The following is an 18,157-nucleotide window of genomic DNA, read 5'->3' as shown; positions in this document are numbered from 1 at the left end:
GATCGAGGAAGGCGTGAACGAGAACGCGTTCCTGGTGCCGCAGATCGGCGTCACGCATGACCAGAAGGGGCAGGCGACCGCACTGGTCGTGACCGCGGCCAACAAGGTCGAGATGCGTCCGTTGACGACGACCGGCACGTACGGTCAGGACTGGATCGTCGAAGGCGGTCTGCAAGCGGGCGATCACGTGATCGTGCAGGGCGTCGACAAGGTGCGTCCGGGTGCGACCGTGAAGACCGTCGCGGCGCAGCTCGCACCGGCGCCGGATGCCGCTTCCGCTACACCGTCAAACGCCGCGCCGGCGAGTACCGCCGCCAATGCTGCTGCGAGTTCGGCCGCCGCGTCGGCCGCGCAATAACCGGGAGTCCGTTTCATGGCCAAGTTCTTTATCGATCGCCCGATCTTCGCGTGGGTGATCGCGATCGTGCTGATGCTGGCCGGCGTCGCATCGATCTTCAAGATGCCGATCGCGCAGTATCCGACGATCGCACCGCCGACGATCCAGATCCAGGCGAACTATCCGGGCGCTTCCGCGAAGACGGTGGAAGACACGGTGACACAGGTGATCGAGCAGCAGATGAGCGGTCTCGACAACTTCCTGTACATGTCGTCGACCAGCGACGATTCGGGCAACGCGACGATCACGCTGACCTTCTCGCCGGGCACGAATCCGGACGTCGCGCAGGTGCAGGTGCAGAACAAGCTGTCGCTCGCGACACCGAACCTGCCGCAGGTCGTGCAGCAGCTCGGCATGCAGGTCACGAAGTCGAGCAGCAACTGGCTGATGTGGTTCGCGTTCAACTCCGAGGACGGCCGGATGTCGAAGGAGGACCTGACGAACTACGTGGCCTCGCACGTGCTCGATCCGCTGAGCCGCGTGAACGGCGTCGGCCAGACGCTGCTGCTCGGTTCGCAGTTCTCGATGCGGATCTGGCTCGACCCGACCCGCCTGACCAACTACGGCCTCACGCCGATCGACGTATCGACTGCGATCACGCAGCAGAACGTGCAGATCGCGGGCGGCCAGATCGGCGGCACGCCGGCGAAGCCGGGCACGATGCTGCAGGCGACGATCACCGAATCGACGCTGCTGCGCACGCCCGAGCAGTTCGGCAACATCCTGCTGAAGGTCAACCAGGACGGCTCGCAGGTCCGGCTGAAGGACGTCGGCCGCGCGGCGCTGGGTTCGGAAAACTACACGTTCGACACGAAGTACATGGGGCAGCCGACGGCCGGCCTCGGTATCCAGCTCGCGACCGGTGCGAACGCGCTGGCGACCGCGACGGCGCTGCGGGCCAAGATCGACGAGCTGTCGAAGTACTTCCCGCACGGTCTGGTCGTCCACTACCCGTACGACACGACGCCGTTCGTGCGCCTGTCGATCGAGGAAGTGGTCAAGACACTGATCGAGGGCATCGTGCTCGTGTTCCTCGTGATGTACCTGTTCCTGCAGAACCTGCGGGCGACGATCATCCCGACGATCGCGGTGCCGGTCGTGCTGCTCGGCACGTTCGCGATCATGGGTGTCGCTGGCTTCTCGATCAACACGCTGTCGATGTTCGGCCTCGTGCTCGCGATCGGCCTGCTGGTCGACGACGCGATCGTGGTGGTCGAGAACGTCGAGCGCGTGATGGCCGAAGAGGGGCTGTCGCCGAAGGAGGCGACCCGCAAGGCGATGGGGCAGATCACCGGCGCACTCGTCGGCGTGGCACTCGTGCTGTCGGCGGTGTTCGTGCCGGTGGCGTTTTCCGGCGGCTCGGTCGGCGCGATCTATCGCCAGTTCTCGCTGACGATCGTGTCGGCGATGGTGCTGTCGGTGCTGGTCGCGTTGATTCTGACGCCGGCGCTGTGCGCGACGATCCTCAAGCCGATCCCGCAAGGGCATCACGAAGAGAAGAAGGGCTTCTTCGGCTGGTTCAACCGGACTTTCGATCGCAGTCGCGATCGCTACACGGGTGGCGTGAACCACGTGATCCGCCGCTCGGGCCGCTGGCTCGTGATCTACCTGGCCGTGTTCATCGCGGTCGGCGTGATGTTCACGCGCCTGCCGAAGTCGTTCCTGCCCGATGAAGACCAGGGCTACATGTTCATGATCGTGCAGACGCCGTCAGGCTCGACGCAAGAGACGACCGGCAAGACGCTCGACAACATCAACACGTACCTGACGACCGCGGAGAAGGATGTGGTGGACTCGGTGTTCACGGTCAACGGCTTCAGCTTTGCGGGCCGCGGCCAGAACGCGGGCCTCGTGTTCGTGAAGCTGAAACCGTACGAGCAGCGCCAGCGTTCGGACCAGAAGGTGCAGGCGCTGATCGGCCGGACCTTCGCGCACTATTCGACGTACAAGGACGGGATGGTGATTCCGTTCAACCCGCCGTCGATTCCCGAACTCGGCACGGCCGCCGGCTTCGACTTCGAGCTGACGGACAACGCCGGTCTCGGCCACGAGGCGTTGATGGCCGCGCGCGGCCAGTTGCTCGGGATGGCCGCGAAGGATCCCGCGCTCGCGCTCGTGCGTCCGAACGGCCTGAACGACACGCCGCAGTACAAGGTCGACATCGATCGAGAGAAGGCGAATGCGCTCGGCGTGACGGCTGCGGCGATCGACCAGACGTTCTCGATCGCGTGGGCGTCGCAGTACGTGAACAACTTCCTCGATACCGACGGCCGGATCAAGAAGGTCTACGTGCAGTCGGACGCGCCGTTCCGGATGACGCCGGAGGACATGAACATCTGGTACGTGCGCAACAGTTCGGGCGGGATGGTGCCGTTCAGCGCGTTCTCGAGCGGCCACTGGATCTACGGCTCGCCGAAGCTCGAGCGCTACAACGGCGTGTCGTCGATCGAGATCCAGGGCCAGGCCGCGGAGGGCAAGTCGACCGGCCAGGCGATGGCCGCGATGGAAACGCTCGCGAACAAGCTGCCGGAAGGCATCGGCTACTCGTGGACGGGCCTGTCGTTCCAGGAAATCCAGTCCGGTTCCCAGGCGCCGATCCTGTACGCGATCTCGATCCTCGTCGTGTTCCTGTGTCTGGCGGCACTGTATGAAAGCTGGTCGATTCCGTTCTCGGTGATCATGGTCGTGCCGCTCGGCGTGGTGGGCGCGCTGCTCGCGACGATGTTGCGCGGCCTCGAGAACGACGTGTTCTTCCAGGTCGGCCTGCTGACGACCGTGGGCCTGTCCGCGAAGAACGCGATCCTGATCGTCGAGTTTGCGCGCGATCTGCAGGCGGCCGGGAACATGGGGCCGGTGCGCGCGGCGATCGAGGCGGCGCGCCTGCGGTTGCGTCCGATCCTGATGACGTCGCTCGCATTCATGCTCGGCGTGCTGCCGCTCGCGATCAGCAACGGCGCGGGTTCGGCCAGCCAGCACGCGATCGGTACCGGCGTGATCGGCGGGATGATCACGGCGACGTTCCTCGCGATCTTCATGATCCCGATGTTCTTCGTGCGGGTTCGCGCGATCTTCAGCGGCGAGACGGAAAACGTCGACGACGCATGGCGCCTCGTGCAGGCTGACCTGCAGCGCGGTCACGACGACGCACACGATTCGAAGGGGCAGTAACGATGCAAAAACATGCTTTGACTGCAATCGCGGTCGCGCTCTTTGCCGCGGGCTGCACGATGGCGCCGCATTACACGCGCCCCGATGCACCCGTCGCGCAGGCGTACCCGGCCGGCGGCGTCTATGCGACGCAGCCGGGCGCTGCCGGCGCGCGCAGCGCGAACAGCCAGGCGGCGGCCGCCATCGGCTGGCGCGAATTCTTCGTCGATCCGCGCCTGCAGCGGCTGATCGAGATCGCGCTGAAGAACAACCGCGACCTGCGCGTGTCGGTGCTGAACATCGAGGCGGCGCGCGCGCAGTACCAGATCACGCGCGCAGGGTTGTTCCCGACGCTCGACGGTACGGGCACGGGCGACATCCAGCGTTTCCCGGCCGGTGTATCGCAGACGGGCCGGCCGTTGATCTCGCGCACCTACAACGTCGGGCTGTCGGCGTCGTGGGAGCTCGACCTGTTCGGCCGCGTGCAGAGCCTGAAGGATCAAGCGCTCGCGCAGTACCTGTCGACGTCGTATGCGCGGCAGGCGTCGGAGATCTCGCTGGTGTCGCAGGTGGCCGATCAATACCTGACGCTGCTGTCGACCGACGACCTGCTGAAGGTCACGGAGGACACGCTGAAGTCCGCTCAGGCGTCGTACGACCTGACCAAGCTGCAGTTCGACAACGGTACGGGCTCCGAGCTCGAGTTGCGCCAGGCGCAGACGGTGGTCGAGACGGCGCTCGCGAACCAGCAGGCGCAGGCCCGTGCGCGTGCGCAGGCGCTGAACGCACTGGTGCTGCTGATCGGCGAGCCGCTGCCGGACGATCTGCCGGCGGGCATGCCGCTCGACGCGCAGAACCTGCTGACGGACGTGCCGGCCGGGTTGCCGTCGGATCTGCTGACGCGTCGCCCCGACGTGATGCAGGCCGAGCAGACGCTGCTGGCCGCGAACGCGAACATCGGTGCGGCCCGTGCGGCGTTCTTCCCGAAGATCTCGCTGACTGGCGCGTTCGGCACCGGCAGCCCGACGCTCGGCGGGCTGTTCAAGGCCGGCACGGCCGCATGGTCGTTCGCGCCGCAGATCACGATGCCGATCTTCGAAGGCGGCCAGAACATCGCGAACCTGAACCTCGCGCATGTGCAGAAGCGTATCGAGATCGCCAACTACGAGAAGGCGATCCAGTCGGCGTTCCGCGAAGTGGCGGATGGTCTGGCCGCACGCGGCACGTACGACCAGCAGATCGCGGCGCTGGAGCGCAACGAGCACGCGCAGCAGCGACGTTTCGACCTGTCGGACCTGCGCTACAAGAACGGCGTCGACAGCTACCTGTCGGTGCTGACTGCGCAGACGGACCTGTATTCGGCGCAGCAGACGCTGATCAGCGCGCGTCTGGCGCGCTGGACGAATCTGGTCGACCTGTATCGCGCCTTGGGCGGCGGATGGATCCAGCGTGCCGGCGAAACGCCGCGCGCGCCGGATGCACCGGTCGACTACGACAAGGCGGCGTCGGCGACGAACGGGTAAGCGCAGAGAAGGGCAGGCGCGGTCTGACGCGCGGGTCCTTCGACCCGCTGCACGCGGAAACGGAAACGCCACGGACGAAGGTCCGTGGCGTTTTCCTTTGCGGTGCTATCCAGGAGGAAAGCGACGCTACGTCAGCCCTGCTTCGTCCACAGCGTGCGGCCGAGGAACGTGAGCGTGCGATCCCACGCGATCTGCGACCACACCGGATCGAACTGAGTGCCCGCGATGCGGCCGGGGCCGACAGCCGTTTCGTTCGCGAACGCGTGATGCGCGAGATAGCGATGGAATTCGAAACCGACCTTCGCATCGGTCAGCTTCTTTTCCAGCGCGTCGACCTGGTCGATCGCGAAGAATGCATCCTGCGTGCCCCAGTGGCCCAGCAGCGGCACCTTGAGCTTCGCCGGATCGATGTAGTCGAGCGGCGGGAAGCCGTACCACGTGACGCCCGCGTCCGCGTCGGCGTACTGCAGCGACAGCAGCGTGAGCGCACCGCCCATGCAGTAGCCCGTGATTGCGACACGCGAGGCCTGCGTCTTGAGATACGTGACGGCGCCGGGAATGTCCTGCGATGCGGCATCGCCGAAATCGAGGCCGGTCATCAGGTGATGCGCTTCTTCTTCCTCGACCGTCGACTTGCCGCGATACAGGTCGGGCACGAGTGCGAAGTAGCCGCAGCGCGCGAGACGATCCGCGACGCCGCGGATCTGGTCGTTCAGCCCCCACCATTCCTGGATGACGACGACGGCAGGTGCGCCTTCGGTCTTTGCCGGCGTGGCGAGATAGCCCTGCAGTTCCTGGCCGTCCGGACGGCGAAACGTGATCATGGAACCGGATGTTTGAGACATGAAACCGCTCCTTTTCGAAAAATGCGCTGAGTGCGGCATCGGGCCGGCCAGCGGGCACGACGACGATCGGGCATGCCGGGCGCCGGGGTTCCGCTCGCGTTCGAGTCGGCCGGCGCCGACCACGCGGCCATTCTATGCGCAAACACCGGCTGTCTGCGTGAACGGTGCTGCACCGCATGCGATCGGCGCACGGAGCAGGCGACCGAAAAGCAAACACCCCGCGCCGATGAACGGGAGCGGGGTGTTGCGGGAGCGGCGCGTATCGGAATACGCGGGCGCGGGTCCGGCTTACTGGCCGAAATAGATCGAGTCTCGGCCTTCCTGCTTGACCGCGACCGCGCGGCCGGCACGCACGCCTGCGGCAGCTTGCGCGCCGTAGCCGGCTTCATCGGCGTTCGTCACGCGAGCCTGGGCGGTTTGCAGTGCGCGCGGGTAATACTGATCGGAGACTTCGGGCTTGTAGCCGGCCTGTTCGAGCTGGACGAGTTCCGCACGGACCTGGGCGCGCGTCAGCTGGCCCGACGGGTTCGATTGAGCGAATGCGCCGTACGAGGCGGACAGGGCGGTTGCGGCGACGACAGCGGTGATGAACGACTTCATGGTGACCTCCGGTTTCATTGATTTCTCGCTTCGCTCGTTGCGTTCAGCGGTTGATTGCATCGTAGCGATCGCGTTACCGGTCGGAAATACGCGTTCCAGTGAATCATTATTGCAACTGGGTATACGATCCGCGTGAGCGGCGGGTTCGTCTGACGATTGCGGGCAAGGCGGACGGCTGGCCCGCCTGTCGGTACGCGCTAGTGAGGACTTCTGATCCGGCCCGACGCGGCTCGATGCCGCCGCACCGCCTGCCCTCCGTGCGACGCTCGATTACATCGCATTCCGAAATATGTGAATGACGCGGTCGGCATCGTCGATGCGTTGCCGAATCACTCGACAGGCACCGCCTGTCGTTTCCGGTACTCGGCCGGCGTGATCCCGACGTGCCGGGTGAACGACCGCCTGAGCGTATCGACATTCGCGAAGCCGCATTTCGCGGCGACCTGCTTCGGCGTGTCGTGGCCGTTCTCGAGCAACTCGCGGGCCGCCGAGATGCGGGTCGCCTCGACCCACGCGGCCGGCGTCAAGCCGACTTCCGCGCGGAACAGCCGTGCGAAGTGGCGCGGGCTCATGCCCGCATGCTTCGCCAGGCCGGCCACCGAATGCTCGAGCTCCGGATTCGCCGCGATCCAGCGCTGTACCTCCTGCAGTACGGAGCGCCCGGCGGGGCGCGCCTCGCCCTTGCGGCTGAACTGGAGCTGGCCGCCCGGACGCTTGAAGAACATCACCAGTTGCGCGGCGACACGCCGTGCGATCTCGCGGCCGAGATCCTCCTCGACCAGCGCGAGCGCGAGATCGAGCCCGGCCGTGACGCCGGCGCCCGTACGCAGCTTGCCGTCGCGCACGTACAGCGCATCGGCATCGACGGTGAGCGACGGATAGGCGTCGGCCAGCGCATCGGCTGCGGCCCAGTGCGTGGTCAGGTGGCGCCCTTTCAGCAGGCCGGTGGCGGCGAGGATGAACGCGCCGGTGCAGATCGAGCCGTAGCGTTTGCTTTGCACGGCCGCCGATCGGAGCCACGCGAGGACATCGGTGCGCGGCGTGACGCGGCCCGCGCTCGGCGCGCCGGCAACCAGCAGCGTGTCGATGCGCTCCGGGATGTCGGGAACGATCCAGTCGGGTAGCAGCTGTGCACCGGACGAACTGCGGATCGGACCGGATTCGCTCGCGATGATCCGCAACGTATAGAACGGCTTCCCGCATTCGGCGTTCGCCTGCGCGAACACGTCGAGCGGTGCGGAGACATCGAGCAGTTGAACGCCCGGAACGGCAAAAATTCCCACGACCTTCGGCATGATCGGATGCGTGCTGTGTCGAACGTGACGCGTAGCAGTATAGAGGTACCGATGGCGCATCGGGCGGGATGTCGGAGGCTGTTTGCGCGGTCTTTTCGGTCACGCGGGCATCGTGTCCGTCCGTCGCGCGAAATGGCAGGAATCGACGTAGTACGTCTATTGAAGACAACTATCGGGCTCCGGAGAATCAGGGGGTGTTTTCAAGGAGGTCGATCATGACTGAGAACGTTGCAGGCATCACCATTCCCGATAGCCAGATGACGCGCGAGATCACGGAGCTCGTTCGCGATACCGCGTCGCCGCTGCTGTTTCATCATTCGAGCCGCGTCTACTATTTCGCGGCGCTGGCAGGCCAGCGTCGCGGGCTTACGTACGATCCCGAACTGCTCTACTGCGGCTGCATGTTTCACGACATGGGGCTCACGCACAAGCACAGCAGCGCATGCGAGCGCTTCGAAGTGGACGGCGCCAATGCCGCCCGTGATTTCCTGAAAGGCAAGGGCATCTCGCAGCGGGATATCGACGTCGTGTGGACCTCGATCGCGCTGCACACCACGCCCGGCATTCCACAGCACATGCATCCGGTGATCGCGCTCGTCACCGCGGGCGTCGAGATGGATGTGCTGGGTCTCACGTATCCGGAATACAGCGACGTCGAGCGTGAGGCCATCGTGCGTGCGCATCCGCGGACGCCGCACTTCAAGGAAGACATCATTCAGGCGTTCTATGACGGGATCAAGCACAAGCCTGGTACGACATTCGGCAACGTGAAGGCCGACGTGATCGCGGACAAGGATCCGCATTTCCACGCCGGCAATTTCTGTCGCGTGATCCGGTCGTCCGCGTGGGCCGGCTGATCGCTCCCGGCATCGCGCACGGCTCCCGGCACTGAACGGGGTCGTGCATGCAACGCGAATCTCGATTCACTCACTATTCACGAGACCGATCCGGCTTATGGGGTAAGCATCGCGGCCGCGTTGGCGAGGCTGGGCGGTCGAGGCGAAATAAACCGCGCGTTGCGGCGCAGGCTGCGTTGCAGGTGGCAGGGTAGCCGCCTATGGGAGTGCGTGCATTGCCCTGCCGGATGCGCGTCCGGTACGAGAAGACGCCGATGTGTGTCCGTCGTGACGGTCGGTAAGTGGCCGCGCCGAGTGGTGCGAATTGAATCAGTAAATGAGTTGTTACGTGACAACCATAAGACATTTGGGTTGATTTTATATACTGAATGATGGCCATACCCCTTCAAGGCGAATCTTCGATTCGCGGTCACCATAACCGGCTGCCAGACAGAAGGGAGCATTCGACCGCTCGGGTAACCCCGCCCGACGGGCCGTAGCGGCTCATTCCACTCCGCGTCCACAAGTGTCCGGCAAAACGCCTATAATGAATGGGCAAATTGCCGGAGAGAGGTCATGAGCACCATTGCTTTTCATCCTTCGGGTGTCGCGCATCCGCGCCAGGCCGAATTCACGATTCTCGAGCAGCTACTGGCGATCCGTGTCCGTTCGGGCGCGGATCTCGCCGAGCTGGCGAGCGCGCGCGTCGACGTGTCGGTGATCGACCGGCTGTCGGAGCGCGGGCTGAAATCGGACGAACTGGCCTTCATCATTCCACGCCGCACGCTGAGCCATCGTCGCCAGGCGCACGAACGCCTGTCGCCGGAGGAATCCGACAAGGCGATCCGCCTCGCGCGCATCGTCGCGCAGGCGACGGCCACGTTCGGCGACCAGGACAAGGCGATGGCGTGGCTGCGCAACGGGCTGCAGCGCTTCGGCGGCCGCACGTCGCTCGACATGGCGAGCACCGAGCACGGCGCGCGGCTCGTCGAAGAAGCCCTCACGCAGATCGACGAGGGGTACTTCGCTTGACGACGCTGTGGCGGATCAGCAATTACGCCGATCTGAAAGGCATCGGCGGGTTGCGGGCCGGCGGCCGCTGGCATTTTGCCGGGCAGCCTGTCGTGTATCTCGCCGAACATCCCGCGCTTGCGCTGCTCGAGACGCTCGTTCATTTCGAAATCGCCACCGTTGCGCAATTGCCGAGCGGCTACCAGTTGCTGCGAATCGACGTGCCCGATTCGGTGGATGTCGCCGAAATCGCGGAAGGCGATGCACCGGACGACTGGCAGACGAACATCGACTGGACCCGCAGCGCCGGCACCGAATGGCTGCACACGCAGCCGAGCGCGCTGCTGCGCGTGCCGAGCGTCGTCGTGCCGCACGCGCACAACTTCCTGTTGAATCCGCTGCATCCGGCCGCGTCCGACATCCGCATCGCGGAAGTCATGCAGTCGCCGTACGACACGCGGATCCTGCGCCTGGTCCAGTCGAAGCCGGGCGCATAGCGAACAGGAAGCGAAAGGGCTCGCTGGTCAGCGCTCGTGCGCAGCGCGATCCGCGGCCGATGCCGGCGGCAGCGTCTGCCGGATGCGCGTGACCGTTCGCGTGCTGACGAGACCGAGCATTGCACTGACCTCGGCATGCGCATGGCCGGCGAGCAACTGCCGGCGCGCATACGTGTTGCGCAACACGCGCGGGCTCATGTCCGCCGCATGGAAGCCGATCGCGTTGAGCGCGTCACGCACCACCAGCAGCAGGAACATGTCGTTCATCGTGCCACCGCCGCGTGGTGCGGGGAACAGCAACGTCGATGCCGCCGCATCCGCCGAACGTGCGCGCCATGCGGCGAGCGGTGCCCGCGCGAACCCGGCAAGTTCGATCCGGCGTGCCGGCCGTGCACGGTCGCGCGGCACGGACAACGCCGGCGGTTGCGCGTCGAGATCGGGCGCGTCGCAGCGCATCGCACGAATCTCGGCCGACGTGATGCCGCTTGCAAGCAGCAGCGCGACGATCGCGCGATTCCTGCAGTCGGTGGGCGAGTCGTCCGGTCGAGGCTGGACATGGCGCTGCAGCGCCGCGTCGGCGTCGGGCGGCAGGTAGCACGGTTCCGGTTCGCCGTCCGGCCACGCGAGATCGCGCGTCGTGCGGCCGGCCGGGTGGATCGTCCGCACGCCGGTGTCGACCAGATGCCGGCCCAGCCGGTCGATCAGCTTCGCATAGCGCACGCGCGTCGACGTGCCGGGCGCGCAGGTACGGTCGAGCTCCGCCAGGAAGGCCGCGACGTGGTCGGGCCCGAACGTGGCCAGCGACACACGGTGTGCGATCAGGTGGCGCAGGAATCGCTCGAACATCGCGACGTGCTGCACGACCGAGCGCGGCGCGAACGGCCGGCGGCCGGCACCGGTCGCGGCGGTTTCCTGCCACGTGCGAAACGCGCCGACGGGGTCGTGAATCCAGCGATTCGTGTCCATCCACGATTTATAGCCGGACACCGTGACGCAGGCAATCGTCCCGACGTCCGGGGCGCGACGCCACCGGCGTGTCAGTGCGCTGCCCGCTAGCGCGCCGTTACGCGTCGCTTGAAGATGCCGGCGTCACGCCCGCATGCGCCTGTCCGCTCAGCCGCGCGAGCGCGGCGAATGCCAGTTGCGTGGCGATGGCCGCGAGCGTCCCGGCCGCCATGCCGTTGCCGAGCACGATCTGCATGGGCGCACCGAAATGGCGATACAGGTTCGGCACCAGGATCGGCGCGAGGCCGACCACCAGCGCGGCCGCGAGCGTGTACTGGTTGGCGCGCGCGTGCAGGTCGACGCTGGCGAGCAGCCGGATGCCCATCACGCCGATCATCGCGAACACGACCAGCGCAGTGCCGCCGACCACGGCCGCCGGAATCGCATACGCGAGGCGCGCGAGCGGCGCGAACAGCGCAATGACGATCAGGATCGCGCCGGCGGCGGCCGTCACGTAGCGCGAGCGCACGCCGGTCGTCTGCACGACGCCGATGTTCTCGGCACTGGTCACGATCAGCGGCGTGCCGAACAGCGCGCCGGCCAGCGACGCCAGCGCATCGCCGCGTATCGTCTTCGGCACGTCGCGCGCCAGCGAGATCGCCTTGCCGCACGTTTCGCCGACCGCAACCGTCTGCGCGGTGGCCTCGGCCATCGAGATCGCGGTGAAGATCAGCAACGGCAGCGCGGCCAGCACGTCGAAGCGCGGCATCCCGAACGGCAGCCACGCCGGATGCGTGAACCACGGGCCTTGCCATACGCCGGCGAGCGCCGGCGTCGCGTCGAGTGCCCAGCCGAGCGTTGCGCCGGCCATCAACCCGATCAGCACCGCGAGGCGGCCGAGCGTGCCGCGGAACGCGCCTGCGACGACGACGGTGGCGACGATCGTCGCGAGCGCGAGGCCCAGCGCGCGCGGTTGCGCGAAGTCGGCCGAGCCGGGCTGGCCGACGACGATCGTCGCGTAGATCCGGATCAGGTTGATCGACACGAGCAACAGCATCGCGCCGACGACGATGCGCGGAAAGAGCCGCAGGCAGCGCGTGAACACGGGCAGCAGCACCCAGTAGAACGCGCTGGCGAGCAACGCCGCGCCGGCGGCGGTTGGCAGGCCCGACTGCGCGGCGATGCCGGCGAACAGCATCGTCGGTGCGCCGCCGGGCACCATCACGAACGGCATGCGCGCGCCGATCGGGCCGGCGCCGAGCGATTGCACCAGCGTGCCGATGCCGCACGCGAAGAACGTCGCGCCGATCAGCTGGACCGTCAGGTCGGCCGGCAGCGCGAGGATTTTCGCGATGAGGAAGACGGCAGTGATCGGCGACGCGGCCATCGACAGCACGTGCTGCAGCCCGAACAGCGCGAGCTGCCACGCGGGCAGCCGGGCATCGACGGGCGGGGAGATCGGATCGTGCGACACGGCAGGCCCCTCGGAAGCGAACGGCGACGATGATGGAATGCAGCGGCGAACGGCGCGTCAGGTCCGCAGCCAGGGCAGTTGCGCGGCGCTGTAGCGGAACGTCTGGAACACGCTGTTCAGCTGGCCGGGGCCCGTCTTGCGCGCGGCTTCGTCCGGGTATTCGGCGAACCACGGAATGATGTACTCCCACACGACTTCGCCGGCCGGCGTCACTTCGAACAGCCGGCCCGTCGACGATTCGGTGACGTGCGTGTTGCCGTTCGGCAAGCGCTGCGCGTTGCCCATGAACGGTGTATAGAACAGGTTCACGACGTCGTCCGAATACGACCAGACGACGCGCTGCGTCGCGGGATCGATCTCGACGACGCGCGAGAACGCGACGTGCGCGCCATGGCGGAAATTGCCGTTGTCGAACGCGAGGATGTTGCCGTTCGCGAGCGGCACCGGCGCATGCTGGTGCGACACGACGTCCGGCCCGATCCGCAGGTCGACATGGCCGGTTTCGCGGTTCACGCCGATGATCCCCGACGTCGTGCGCAGGCTCATCAGCACGCGGCCGTTCGCATCGACCGCGAGACCGTTGACGAGCGGCCAGTGATAGCGGCCGAAGCCTGCCGCGATCGGATAATCCTCGGGCCGCAGGTGCTCGCGCGCGTGCCATTCCCACACGATCTGTCCGGCGCGGTTCACTTCGCGGATCACGTCCGCAACCATCACCTCGTCGTCGCCATGCGCCGTACCGCCCGGCACGCGCTGCGCGAACGCGGCATCGACCGGCTCGCACGCGGCGTAGAGCAGGTTGCCGTTCGGCAGCCACTGCGCATCGTGGTGATGCGCGGGATCCTCGTAGCGCCACACCGTCTCGCCTTGCGGCGTGACCTCGTAGAAGTCGCCGCCGTGCCACATCGACCACGGCGCGTAGCGCGATTCGGAGTGCGGATGGTTGCCGTTGTAGCCGAGGTTGCCGTTCGCAAGGATGACCGCGTGACGGCCGGGGCGCACCGGCATTTTCCACTGATGGACGACTTCGCCGTCGATGCCGACGAGATAGACGTTGCCGTCGGCCGTCTGCGGCGCGATGAGCGTATAGCCGCCCGCGGACAGTGCGGGATCGTGGGCGATGAGGCCGACGCCGCGGCGGCGCTGGGTAATCTGGTCGACAGTGGTCACTGCGGTCTCCATTCGAATCGAATACGGGAATGCAGCGGAATCTAGACGATCCGGCCGGTCAGTAAAATCGGATTATTCTTGACGGCCTGTTCGGAAAAATCTAACGGTACCCTCATGCGTTCGATATCGCAGACATTCCGCTGTTTCGACGAAGTTGCACGACGCGGCTCGATTCGCAAGGCGGCCGACGCGCTGCACCTGACCGCCGCGGCGGTGCACCAGCAGATCCGCAATCTCGAGGAGCAGGTCGGCGTGCCGCTGTTCGACCGGCTGCCGCGCGGCATGCAGCTGACGCTTGCCGGCGAGATCGTGATCGCCGCCGTGCGGCGCGGCCAGCGCGACTTCGACAACGCGCTGACGCAGGTCGAGGACTTGCGCGCGCTGCGGCGCGGGCACGTGAACCTGGCCGTGCCCGCATCGACGGCCGAGAAGCTCGTGCCCGACGCGATCCTCGCCGCGCTGCAGCGCTACCCGGGCGTCACGTACAGCGTGCGCTCGGGGAACGGCGAGAGCATCGTGCGCTGGGTCGAGACGGGCGAGGTCGACATCGGTTATGCGCTGCGCCGGCGCACGGCAGCGGGCGTCGTCGAGGTGCGCGCATTCGCGCAGCCGCTGGGTGTCGTCACGGCACCGGGCCATCCGCTGGCGTCGCCCGGCGGCAAGGTGCGGATGCGCGACTGCTTCGCCCATCCGCTGATCCTGATGACACCCGACACGGAGCTGCGCGCGATGTTCGACCAGATCGATGCGCGACAGCCGCGCAACGCGCGGCCGCTGGTCGAGACGGCCTCGGTGTCGATGGTGCGGCGTCTCGCGGCCGAGGGCGCGGGCGTCGGCTTCCTGATCGCCGAGAACGTCGCGGACGACGTCGCCGCCGGCCGGCTCGCGTGGACGCCGCTCGCCGATGCGGGCGCGCGTTCGTTCAGCTGCATCTACCAGCGCGCGGACATGAGCGCGACCGTCGCGATGACGATGTTTCTGTCGTTCTTTTCCGAGGCGATCGAAGCGATGGAGCACGGCTTCGCGCCTGACGGCAAGGCGTCCGGCAAGCGGCGCCGGACGGCAAGCTAGCGACGCCGGTCGCACGGTTCGATTGCGATGCGGTGCAACAAGCGAACCCGCAGACCGACTGGGCGACGTTGCGCACGCAACGTCCGGCTATATGACGTCACTTCCCTGTTGCGGAAGAAATTTTGTTCATGGGACTATCGAACGTGTTGCCCATGCACCGAGGGGGGCGCATGCAGCGTGATGCCCATCGCAACGAGCCAGAAGAACATCGACAGACAATGAACAGAACAGCGATTTTTCCGTATGCATCCATGTTGCTCGCGGCTGCGCTGCTGACCGCATGCGGCGGCGACGTCGAGCGCGACGCGGGCCCCGCCACGACACCTTCCACCGACGCGAGCTGCCTCGCGGTCGACAACAGCGGCGCGACGGTCGTGGTCGGTTCGAACCAGCCGGGCGATCCGTCGCTGCCGGAAGCGTCGTCGGGCTATCGCACCGGGATGAAGCCCGTCCATGCGAAGACCTACCTGGTGGCCACGTCGAATGCGTACGCGAGCGCGGCCGGCTGCGCGGTGCTGAAGAAAGGCGGCACGGCCGCCGATGCGGCCGTTGCCGTGCAGGCCGTGCTCGGCCTGACGGTGCCCGAGGCGACGGGCCTCGGATCGGGCGGCGTGCTGCTCTACTACGATGCGCGCGGCAAGACGCTGCAGGCCTACGACGGCCGCGAAACCGCGCCGGCCGCGGCGACGGAGAACTACCTGCGCTACGTCGACGACACGACCGACCATTCGGCGCCGCTGCCGAACGCGCGCGCGAGCGGCCGCTCGATCGGCACGATCGGCGTGCCGCGGCTCATCGAGGCGCTGCAGCAGGATCACGGCCGCCTGCCGTGGCAGAACCTGTTCGGCGATGCGATCACGCTCGCGACCAACGGCTTCCCGATCGGCGGCCGGCTTGCCGACGCGATCGCGGCGAACGCCACGAACCTGAAGCGCGACCCCGAGGCCGCCGCGTACTTCCTGAACGCCGACGGTTCACCGAAGACGCTCGGCACCGTGCTGAAGAATCCTGCCTACGCGCATACGCTGACGCTGATGGCGCAGTCGGGCGCCAATGCGCTGTACACCGGGCAGATCGCGCAGGACATCGTCGCGAAGATCGCGGTGACGAAGGGCGCCGACGGCTCGACGCTCACGCCGGGCAAGACGACCGTCGCGGATCTCGCCGCGTATCGGGCGAAGCGCCGCGAACCCGTGTGCACGACCTATCGCAGCTACTGGGTGTGCGGGATGCCGCCGCCGTCGTCCGGCGGCATCGCGGTCGCGTCGGCGCTCGGCATTCTCGAGAACTTCGACCTGAAGCCGCTGAAGCCGACCGCGATCGATCTCGAAGGCGGCAAGCCGACCGTCGCGGGCGTGCACCTCGTCACCGAAGCCGAGCGGCTCGCCTATGCCGACCGCGACAAGTACGTGGCCGATACGGATTTCGTGCCGCTGCCGGGCGGCACGTGGGACACGCTGCTGAACAAGCCGTACCTGAAATCGCGCGCGGCGCTGATCGACACGACCAGGAGCATGGGCACCGCGCAGCCGGGAAATCTCGGCGCGGTGCCGCTCGGTGTCGACACGACGCTGATCGAGCACGGCACGAACCAGTTCACGATCGTCGACGGTGACGGCAACGTGCTGAGCGCGACGACGACGGTCGAGTCGAGCATGGGTTCGTTCCACATGACCAACGGCTTCCTGCTGAACAACCAGCTGACCGACTTCTCCGCGAACCCGGTCGACACGTCCGGCAATCCGGTGGCGAACCGGCTGCAGCCGGGCAAGCGGCCGCGCAGCTCGATGGCACCGACGATCGTGTTCGGGCAGGCCGCCGACGGCTCGCGCGGCGACTTCGTGATGGCGACCGGTTCGCCGGGCGGCGGCACGATTCCGCAATACGTGGTCAAGACGCTCGTCGGCGCGCTCGACTGGGGGCTCGACGCGCAGCAGTCCGCGGGGCTCGTCGATTTCGGCGCGAGCAACAGCCCGACGACCACGATCGGCGGCGAGCATCCGAACGTCAACACGGCGAACAACGGTGCGAACGATCCGCTGATCACGGGGCTGCTCGCGCTCGGGCACAAGGTGTCGACGTCCGCGCAGGCGAGCGGCGTCAATACGGTGATGCGCGTGACGGTCGGCCAGTCGCCGGCGTTGCAGGGCGGCACCGATCCGCGTCGCGAAGGTGTCGTGCTCGGCGATACGTTCCGGCCGTAATCGGGAGGAACGCGCACGGCCCCGGTCTGCCGACAGGCAGTCGGGGCCGTGTTTCATGGCGAGGCCGCTTGGATGGCCAGGCAACGCGCATCCTTCGGAATGCTGATGAAATCGCTTGGCTTCTCAGCCGGCGGATTCGCCTGCCGGATCGTCCGATACGCGACGATCGGGCGAATCACCATCGCGGCGCCCGCACCCGTTCGCCGGCAAATACGTTGGCCGTCCCGCCGCAAGCCCCCGATTGTCAAACAGTGTGAGTCAATCGTCAGCATTTGCAACCGAAGTAACAGTCCCCGCAATTCAATCGTTTTGCGCATCGGCGCGGCTACATTAGCTCCACCTGCCGCACTTCGCGGCAAGGCATGCGACAAGCCGCACGAAGGCGGCCCGCAGCAACAACGTCTTTGGAGAATGACCATGAACAAGATTCGTACGATTCTGCTGGGTGCCGCTCTGACGGCGATGGCCACTTCGGCTGCATTTGCACAGACGGCCCAGACCGGCGCACAGGGTTCTGCCGGCGTCGGCGCACAGGTCCAGACGCCGCTGCTCGGCGGCGGCGTGGGCGTGCAGGCTGGTGCCGGCGCGGACGCGGTGGGCTCGGGTTCGGGCGCAGGCAACGTCGTCGGCGGCGCGCTGAACGGTGTCGGCAAGACGGTTGGCGGCGTCGGCTCGGCAGCCGGCAATGCGGTCGGCGGCGCGACGCAGGCAGTCGGTTCGGCAGCGGGCACGGCGAAGGATGCGGCGGCATCGGCCGTCCACTCGACGAAGTCGCACGTGAAGCACGTCGCGGGTTCGGCGAAGAGCCACGCGCAAGGCGCGATGTCGACGGCAGGCGATGTTGCAGGCGGCGCGAAGGCGAAGGCCGGCGAGGCGCTCGAAGGCACGACGAACGCAGTGCAGGGCGGCGCATCGGTCGGCGTGAAGGGTTCGGCGTCGGCGCAAGGCGGCGCGCTGTAAGCAGCACGCATTCCGTCAAGGCCCGGCCCGCATTGATGCGGGCCGGGCTTTTTTTGGGTTCATCGCGGATTACCGGGGAACGCGGCACGGATTTTGAGGAAGAAATATTCCTCGTCGCGGTACCCGTAAGCCCGACGCTTGATGACCTTGATGGTGTTGTTGATGCCCTCGACGACACTGGT

The 18,157-nt window shown here is 66.8% G+C and carries 16 protein-coding genes; 9 read left to right on the top strand and 7 right to left on the bottom strand.

Translation table 11 applies throughout. From position 1 onward, the window contains the following. From DIE03_RS37690 to DIE03_RS37680, 3 genes are all read left to right on the top strand, one after another. Nucleotides 1-358 (top strand): HlyD family secretion protein (locus DIE03_RS37690; protein WP_409364444.1); only part of this gene is annotated, 358 nt, incomplete at its 5' end. Nucleotides 359-373: 15 nt separating this feature from the next. Then, entirely contained in the window at nt 374-3,565 is a 3,192-nt protein-coding gene (locus DIE03_RS37685; RefSeq protein WP_124457102.1) for an efflux RND transporter permease subunit, read from the top strand. Nucleotides 3,566-3,567: 2 nt separating this feature from the next. Next, complete coding sequence (locus DIE03_RS37680) at nt 3,568-5,067, top strand: efflux transporter outer membrane subunit (RefSeq protein ID WP_124457101.1); 1,500 nt, start codon at nt 3,568-3,570, stop codon at nt 5,065-5,067. A 131-nt stretch (nt 5,068-5,198) separates the two neighbouring features. Here DIE03_RS37680 and DIE03_RS37675 read toward each other — a convergent pair whose 3' ends face one another. From DIE03_RS37675 to DIE03_RS37665, 3 genes are all read right to left on the bottom strand, one after another. Then, complete coding sequence (locus tag DIE03_RS37675) at nt 5,199-5,912, bottom strand: dienelactone hydrolase family protein (protein WP_124457100.1); 714 nt, start codon at nt 5,910-5,912, stop codon at nt 5,199-5,201. Nucleotides 5,913-6,200: 288 nt separating this feature from the next. Next, nucleotides 6,201-6,512 (bottom strand): DUF4148 domain-containing protein, encoded by a 312-nt coding sequence (locus DIE03_RS37670; RefSeq protein ID WP_260435025.1) that lies wholly within the window; start codon nt 6,510-6,512, stop codon nt 6,201-6,203. Between the two features lie 329 nt (nt 6,513-6,841). After that, on the bottom strand, nt 6,842-7,807 hold the full coding sequence (locus DIE03_RS37665) for a GlxA family transcriptional regulator (RefSeq protein ID WP_124457098.1): 966 nt from the start codon (nt 7,805-7,807) through the stop codon (nt 6,842-6,844). Between the two features lie 215 nt (nt 7,808-8,022). On the opposite strand from DIE03_RS37665, the gene DIE03_RS37660 reads away from it, so the two are divergent. The 3 genes from DIE03_RS37660 to DIE03_RS37650 all read left to right on the top strand — a co-directional run bounded on the left by DIE03_RS37660 (nt 8,023) and on the right by DIE03_RS37650 (nt 10,151). Continuing rightward, nucleotides 8,023-8,664: an HD domain-containing protein gene (locus tag DIE03_RS37660; RefSeq protein ID WP_124457097.1), complete on the top strand. Its 642-nt coding sequence runs from the start codon at nt 8,023-8,025 to the stop codon at nt 8,662-8,664. 555 nt (nt 8,665-9,219) lie between these two features. Continuing rightward, the gene (locus tag DIE03_RS37655; protein ID WP_006480981.1) at nt 9,220-9,675 is read left to right on the top strand and encodes an antitoxin Xre/MbcA/ParS toxin-binding domain-containing protein; all 456 of its coding nucleotides are present in this window, start codon (nt 9,220-9,222) and stop codon (nt 9,673-9,675) included. Beyond that, nucleotides 9,672-10,151 (top strand): RES family NAD+ phosphorylase, encoded by a 480-nt coding sequence (locus DIE03_RS37650; protein ID WP_124457096.1) that lies wholly within the window; start codon nt 9,672-9,674, stop codon nt 10,149-10,151. The genes DIE03_RS37655 and DIE03_RS37650 overlap by 4 nt, the downstream gene beginning before the upstream one ends. A 27-nt stretch (nt 10,152-10,178) precedes the next feature. Here DIE03_RS37650 and DIE03_RS37645 read toward each other — a convergent pair whose 3' ends face one another. The 3 genes from DIE03_RS37645 to DIE03_RS37635 form a co-directional block, all read right to left on the bottom strand. Continuing rightward, entirely contained in the window at nt 10,179-11,117 is a 939-nt protein-coding gene (locus DIE03_RS37645) for a site-specific integrase (protein WP_124457095.1), read from the bottom strand. 97 nt (nt 11,118-11,214) lie between these two features. Further along, nucleotides 11,215-12,570, bottom strand: coding sequence for a uracil-xanthine permease family protein (locus DIE03_RS37640; RefSeq protein WP_124457094.1), 1,356 nt, complete (start codon nt 12,568-12,570; stop codon nt 11,215-11,217). 57 nt (nt 12,571-12,627) lie between these two features. After that, nucleotides 12,628-13,752 (bottom strand): aryl-sulfate sulfotransferase, encoded by a 1,125-nt coding sequence (locus DIE03_RS37635; RefSeq protein ID WP_124457093.1) that lies wholly within the window; start codon nt 13,750-13,752, stop codon nt 12,628-12,630. Nucleotides 13,753-13,854: 102 nt separating this feature from the next. On the opposite strand from DIE03_RS37635, the gene DIE03_RS37630 reads away from it, so the two are divergent. From DIE03_RS37630 to DIE03_RS37620, 3 genes are all read left to right on the top strand, one after another. Then, nucleotides 13,855-14,811, top strand: a complete 957-nt coding sequence (locus DIE03_RS37630) for a LysR family transcriptional regulator (protein WP_124457092.1) — start codon at nt 13,855-13,857, stop codon at nt 14,809-14,811. Between the two features lie 218 nt (nt 14,812-15,029). After that, entirely contained in the window at nt 15,030-17,015 is a 1,986-nt protein-coding gene (locus tag DIE03_RS37625; protein ID WP_124457091.1) for a gamma-glutamyltransferase family protein, read from the top strand. A gap of 417 nt (nt 17,016-17,432) precedes the next feature. Beyond that, complete coding sequence (locus tag DIE03_RS37620) at nt 17,433-17,975, top strand: hypothetical protein (RefSeq protein ID WP_124457090.1); 543 nt, start codon at nt 17,433-17,435, stop codon at nt 17,973-17,975. A gap of 59 nt (nt 17,976-18,034) precedes the next feature. On the opposite strand, the gene DIE03_RS37615 is transcribed toward DIE03_RS37620, so the two are convergent. Further along, nucleotides 18,035-18,157 (bottom strand): transposase (locus DIE03_RS37615; protein WP_143329487.1); only part of this gene is annotated, 123 nt, incomplete at its 5' end.

This window comes from Burkholderia sp. Bp8992 (assembly GCF_003853705.1).
Lineage (GTDB): Bacteria > Pseudomonadota > Gammaproteobacteria > Burkholderiales > Burkholderiaceae > Burkholderia.
This window is presented reverse-complemented; position numbering and strand designations above follow the sequence as displayed.

Coding starts and splice junctions, on each gene's coding strand:
- DIE03_RS37685 (WP_124457102.1), top strand. CDS start 374: ATGGCCAAGTTCTTTATCGATCGCCCGATCTTCGCGTGGGTGATCGCG.
- DIE03_RS37680 (WP_124457101.1), top strand. CDS start 3,568: ATGCAAAAACATGCTTTGACTGCAATCGCGGTCGCGCTCTTTGCCGCG.
- DIE03_RS37675 (WP_124457100.1), bottom strand. CDS start 5,912: ATGTCTCAAACATCCGGTTCCATGATCACGTTTCGCCGTCCGGACGGC.
- DIE03_RS37670 (WP_260435025.1), bottom strand. CDS start 6,512: ATGAAGTCGTTCATCACCGCTGTCGTCGCCGCAACCGCCCTGTCCGCC.
- DIE03_RS37665 (WP_124457098.1), bottom strand. CDS start 7,807: ATGCCGAAGGTCGTGGGAATTTTTGCCGTTCCGGGCGTTCAACTGCTC.
- DIE03_RS37660 (WP_124457097.1), top strand. CDS start 8,023: ATGACTGAGAACGTTGCAGGCATCACCATTCCCGATAGCCAGATGACG.
- DIE03_RS37655 (WP_006480981.1), top strand. CDS start 9,220: ATGAGCACCATTGCTTTTCATCCTTCGGGTGTCGCGCATCCGCGCCAG.
- DIE03_RS37645 (WP_124457095.1), bottom strand. CDS start 11,117: ATGGACACGAATCGCTGGATTCACGACCCCGTCGGCGCGTTTCGCACG.
- DIE03_RS37635 (WP_124457093.1), bottom strand. CDS start 13,752: ATGGAGACCGCAGTGACCACTGTCGACCAGATTACCCAGCGCCGCCGC.
- DIE03_RS37630 (WP_124457092.1), top strand. CDS start 13,855: ATGCGTTCGATATCGCAGACATTCCGCTGTTTCGACGAAGTTGCACGA.
- DIE03_RS37625 (WP_124457091.1), top strand. CDS start 15,030: ATGAACAGAACAGCGATTTTTCCGTATGCATCCATGTTGCTCGCGGCT.
- DIE03_RS37620 (WP_124457090.1), top strand. CDS start 17,433: ATGAACAAGATTCGTACGATTCTGCTGGGTGCCGCTCTGACGGCGATG.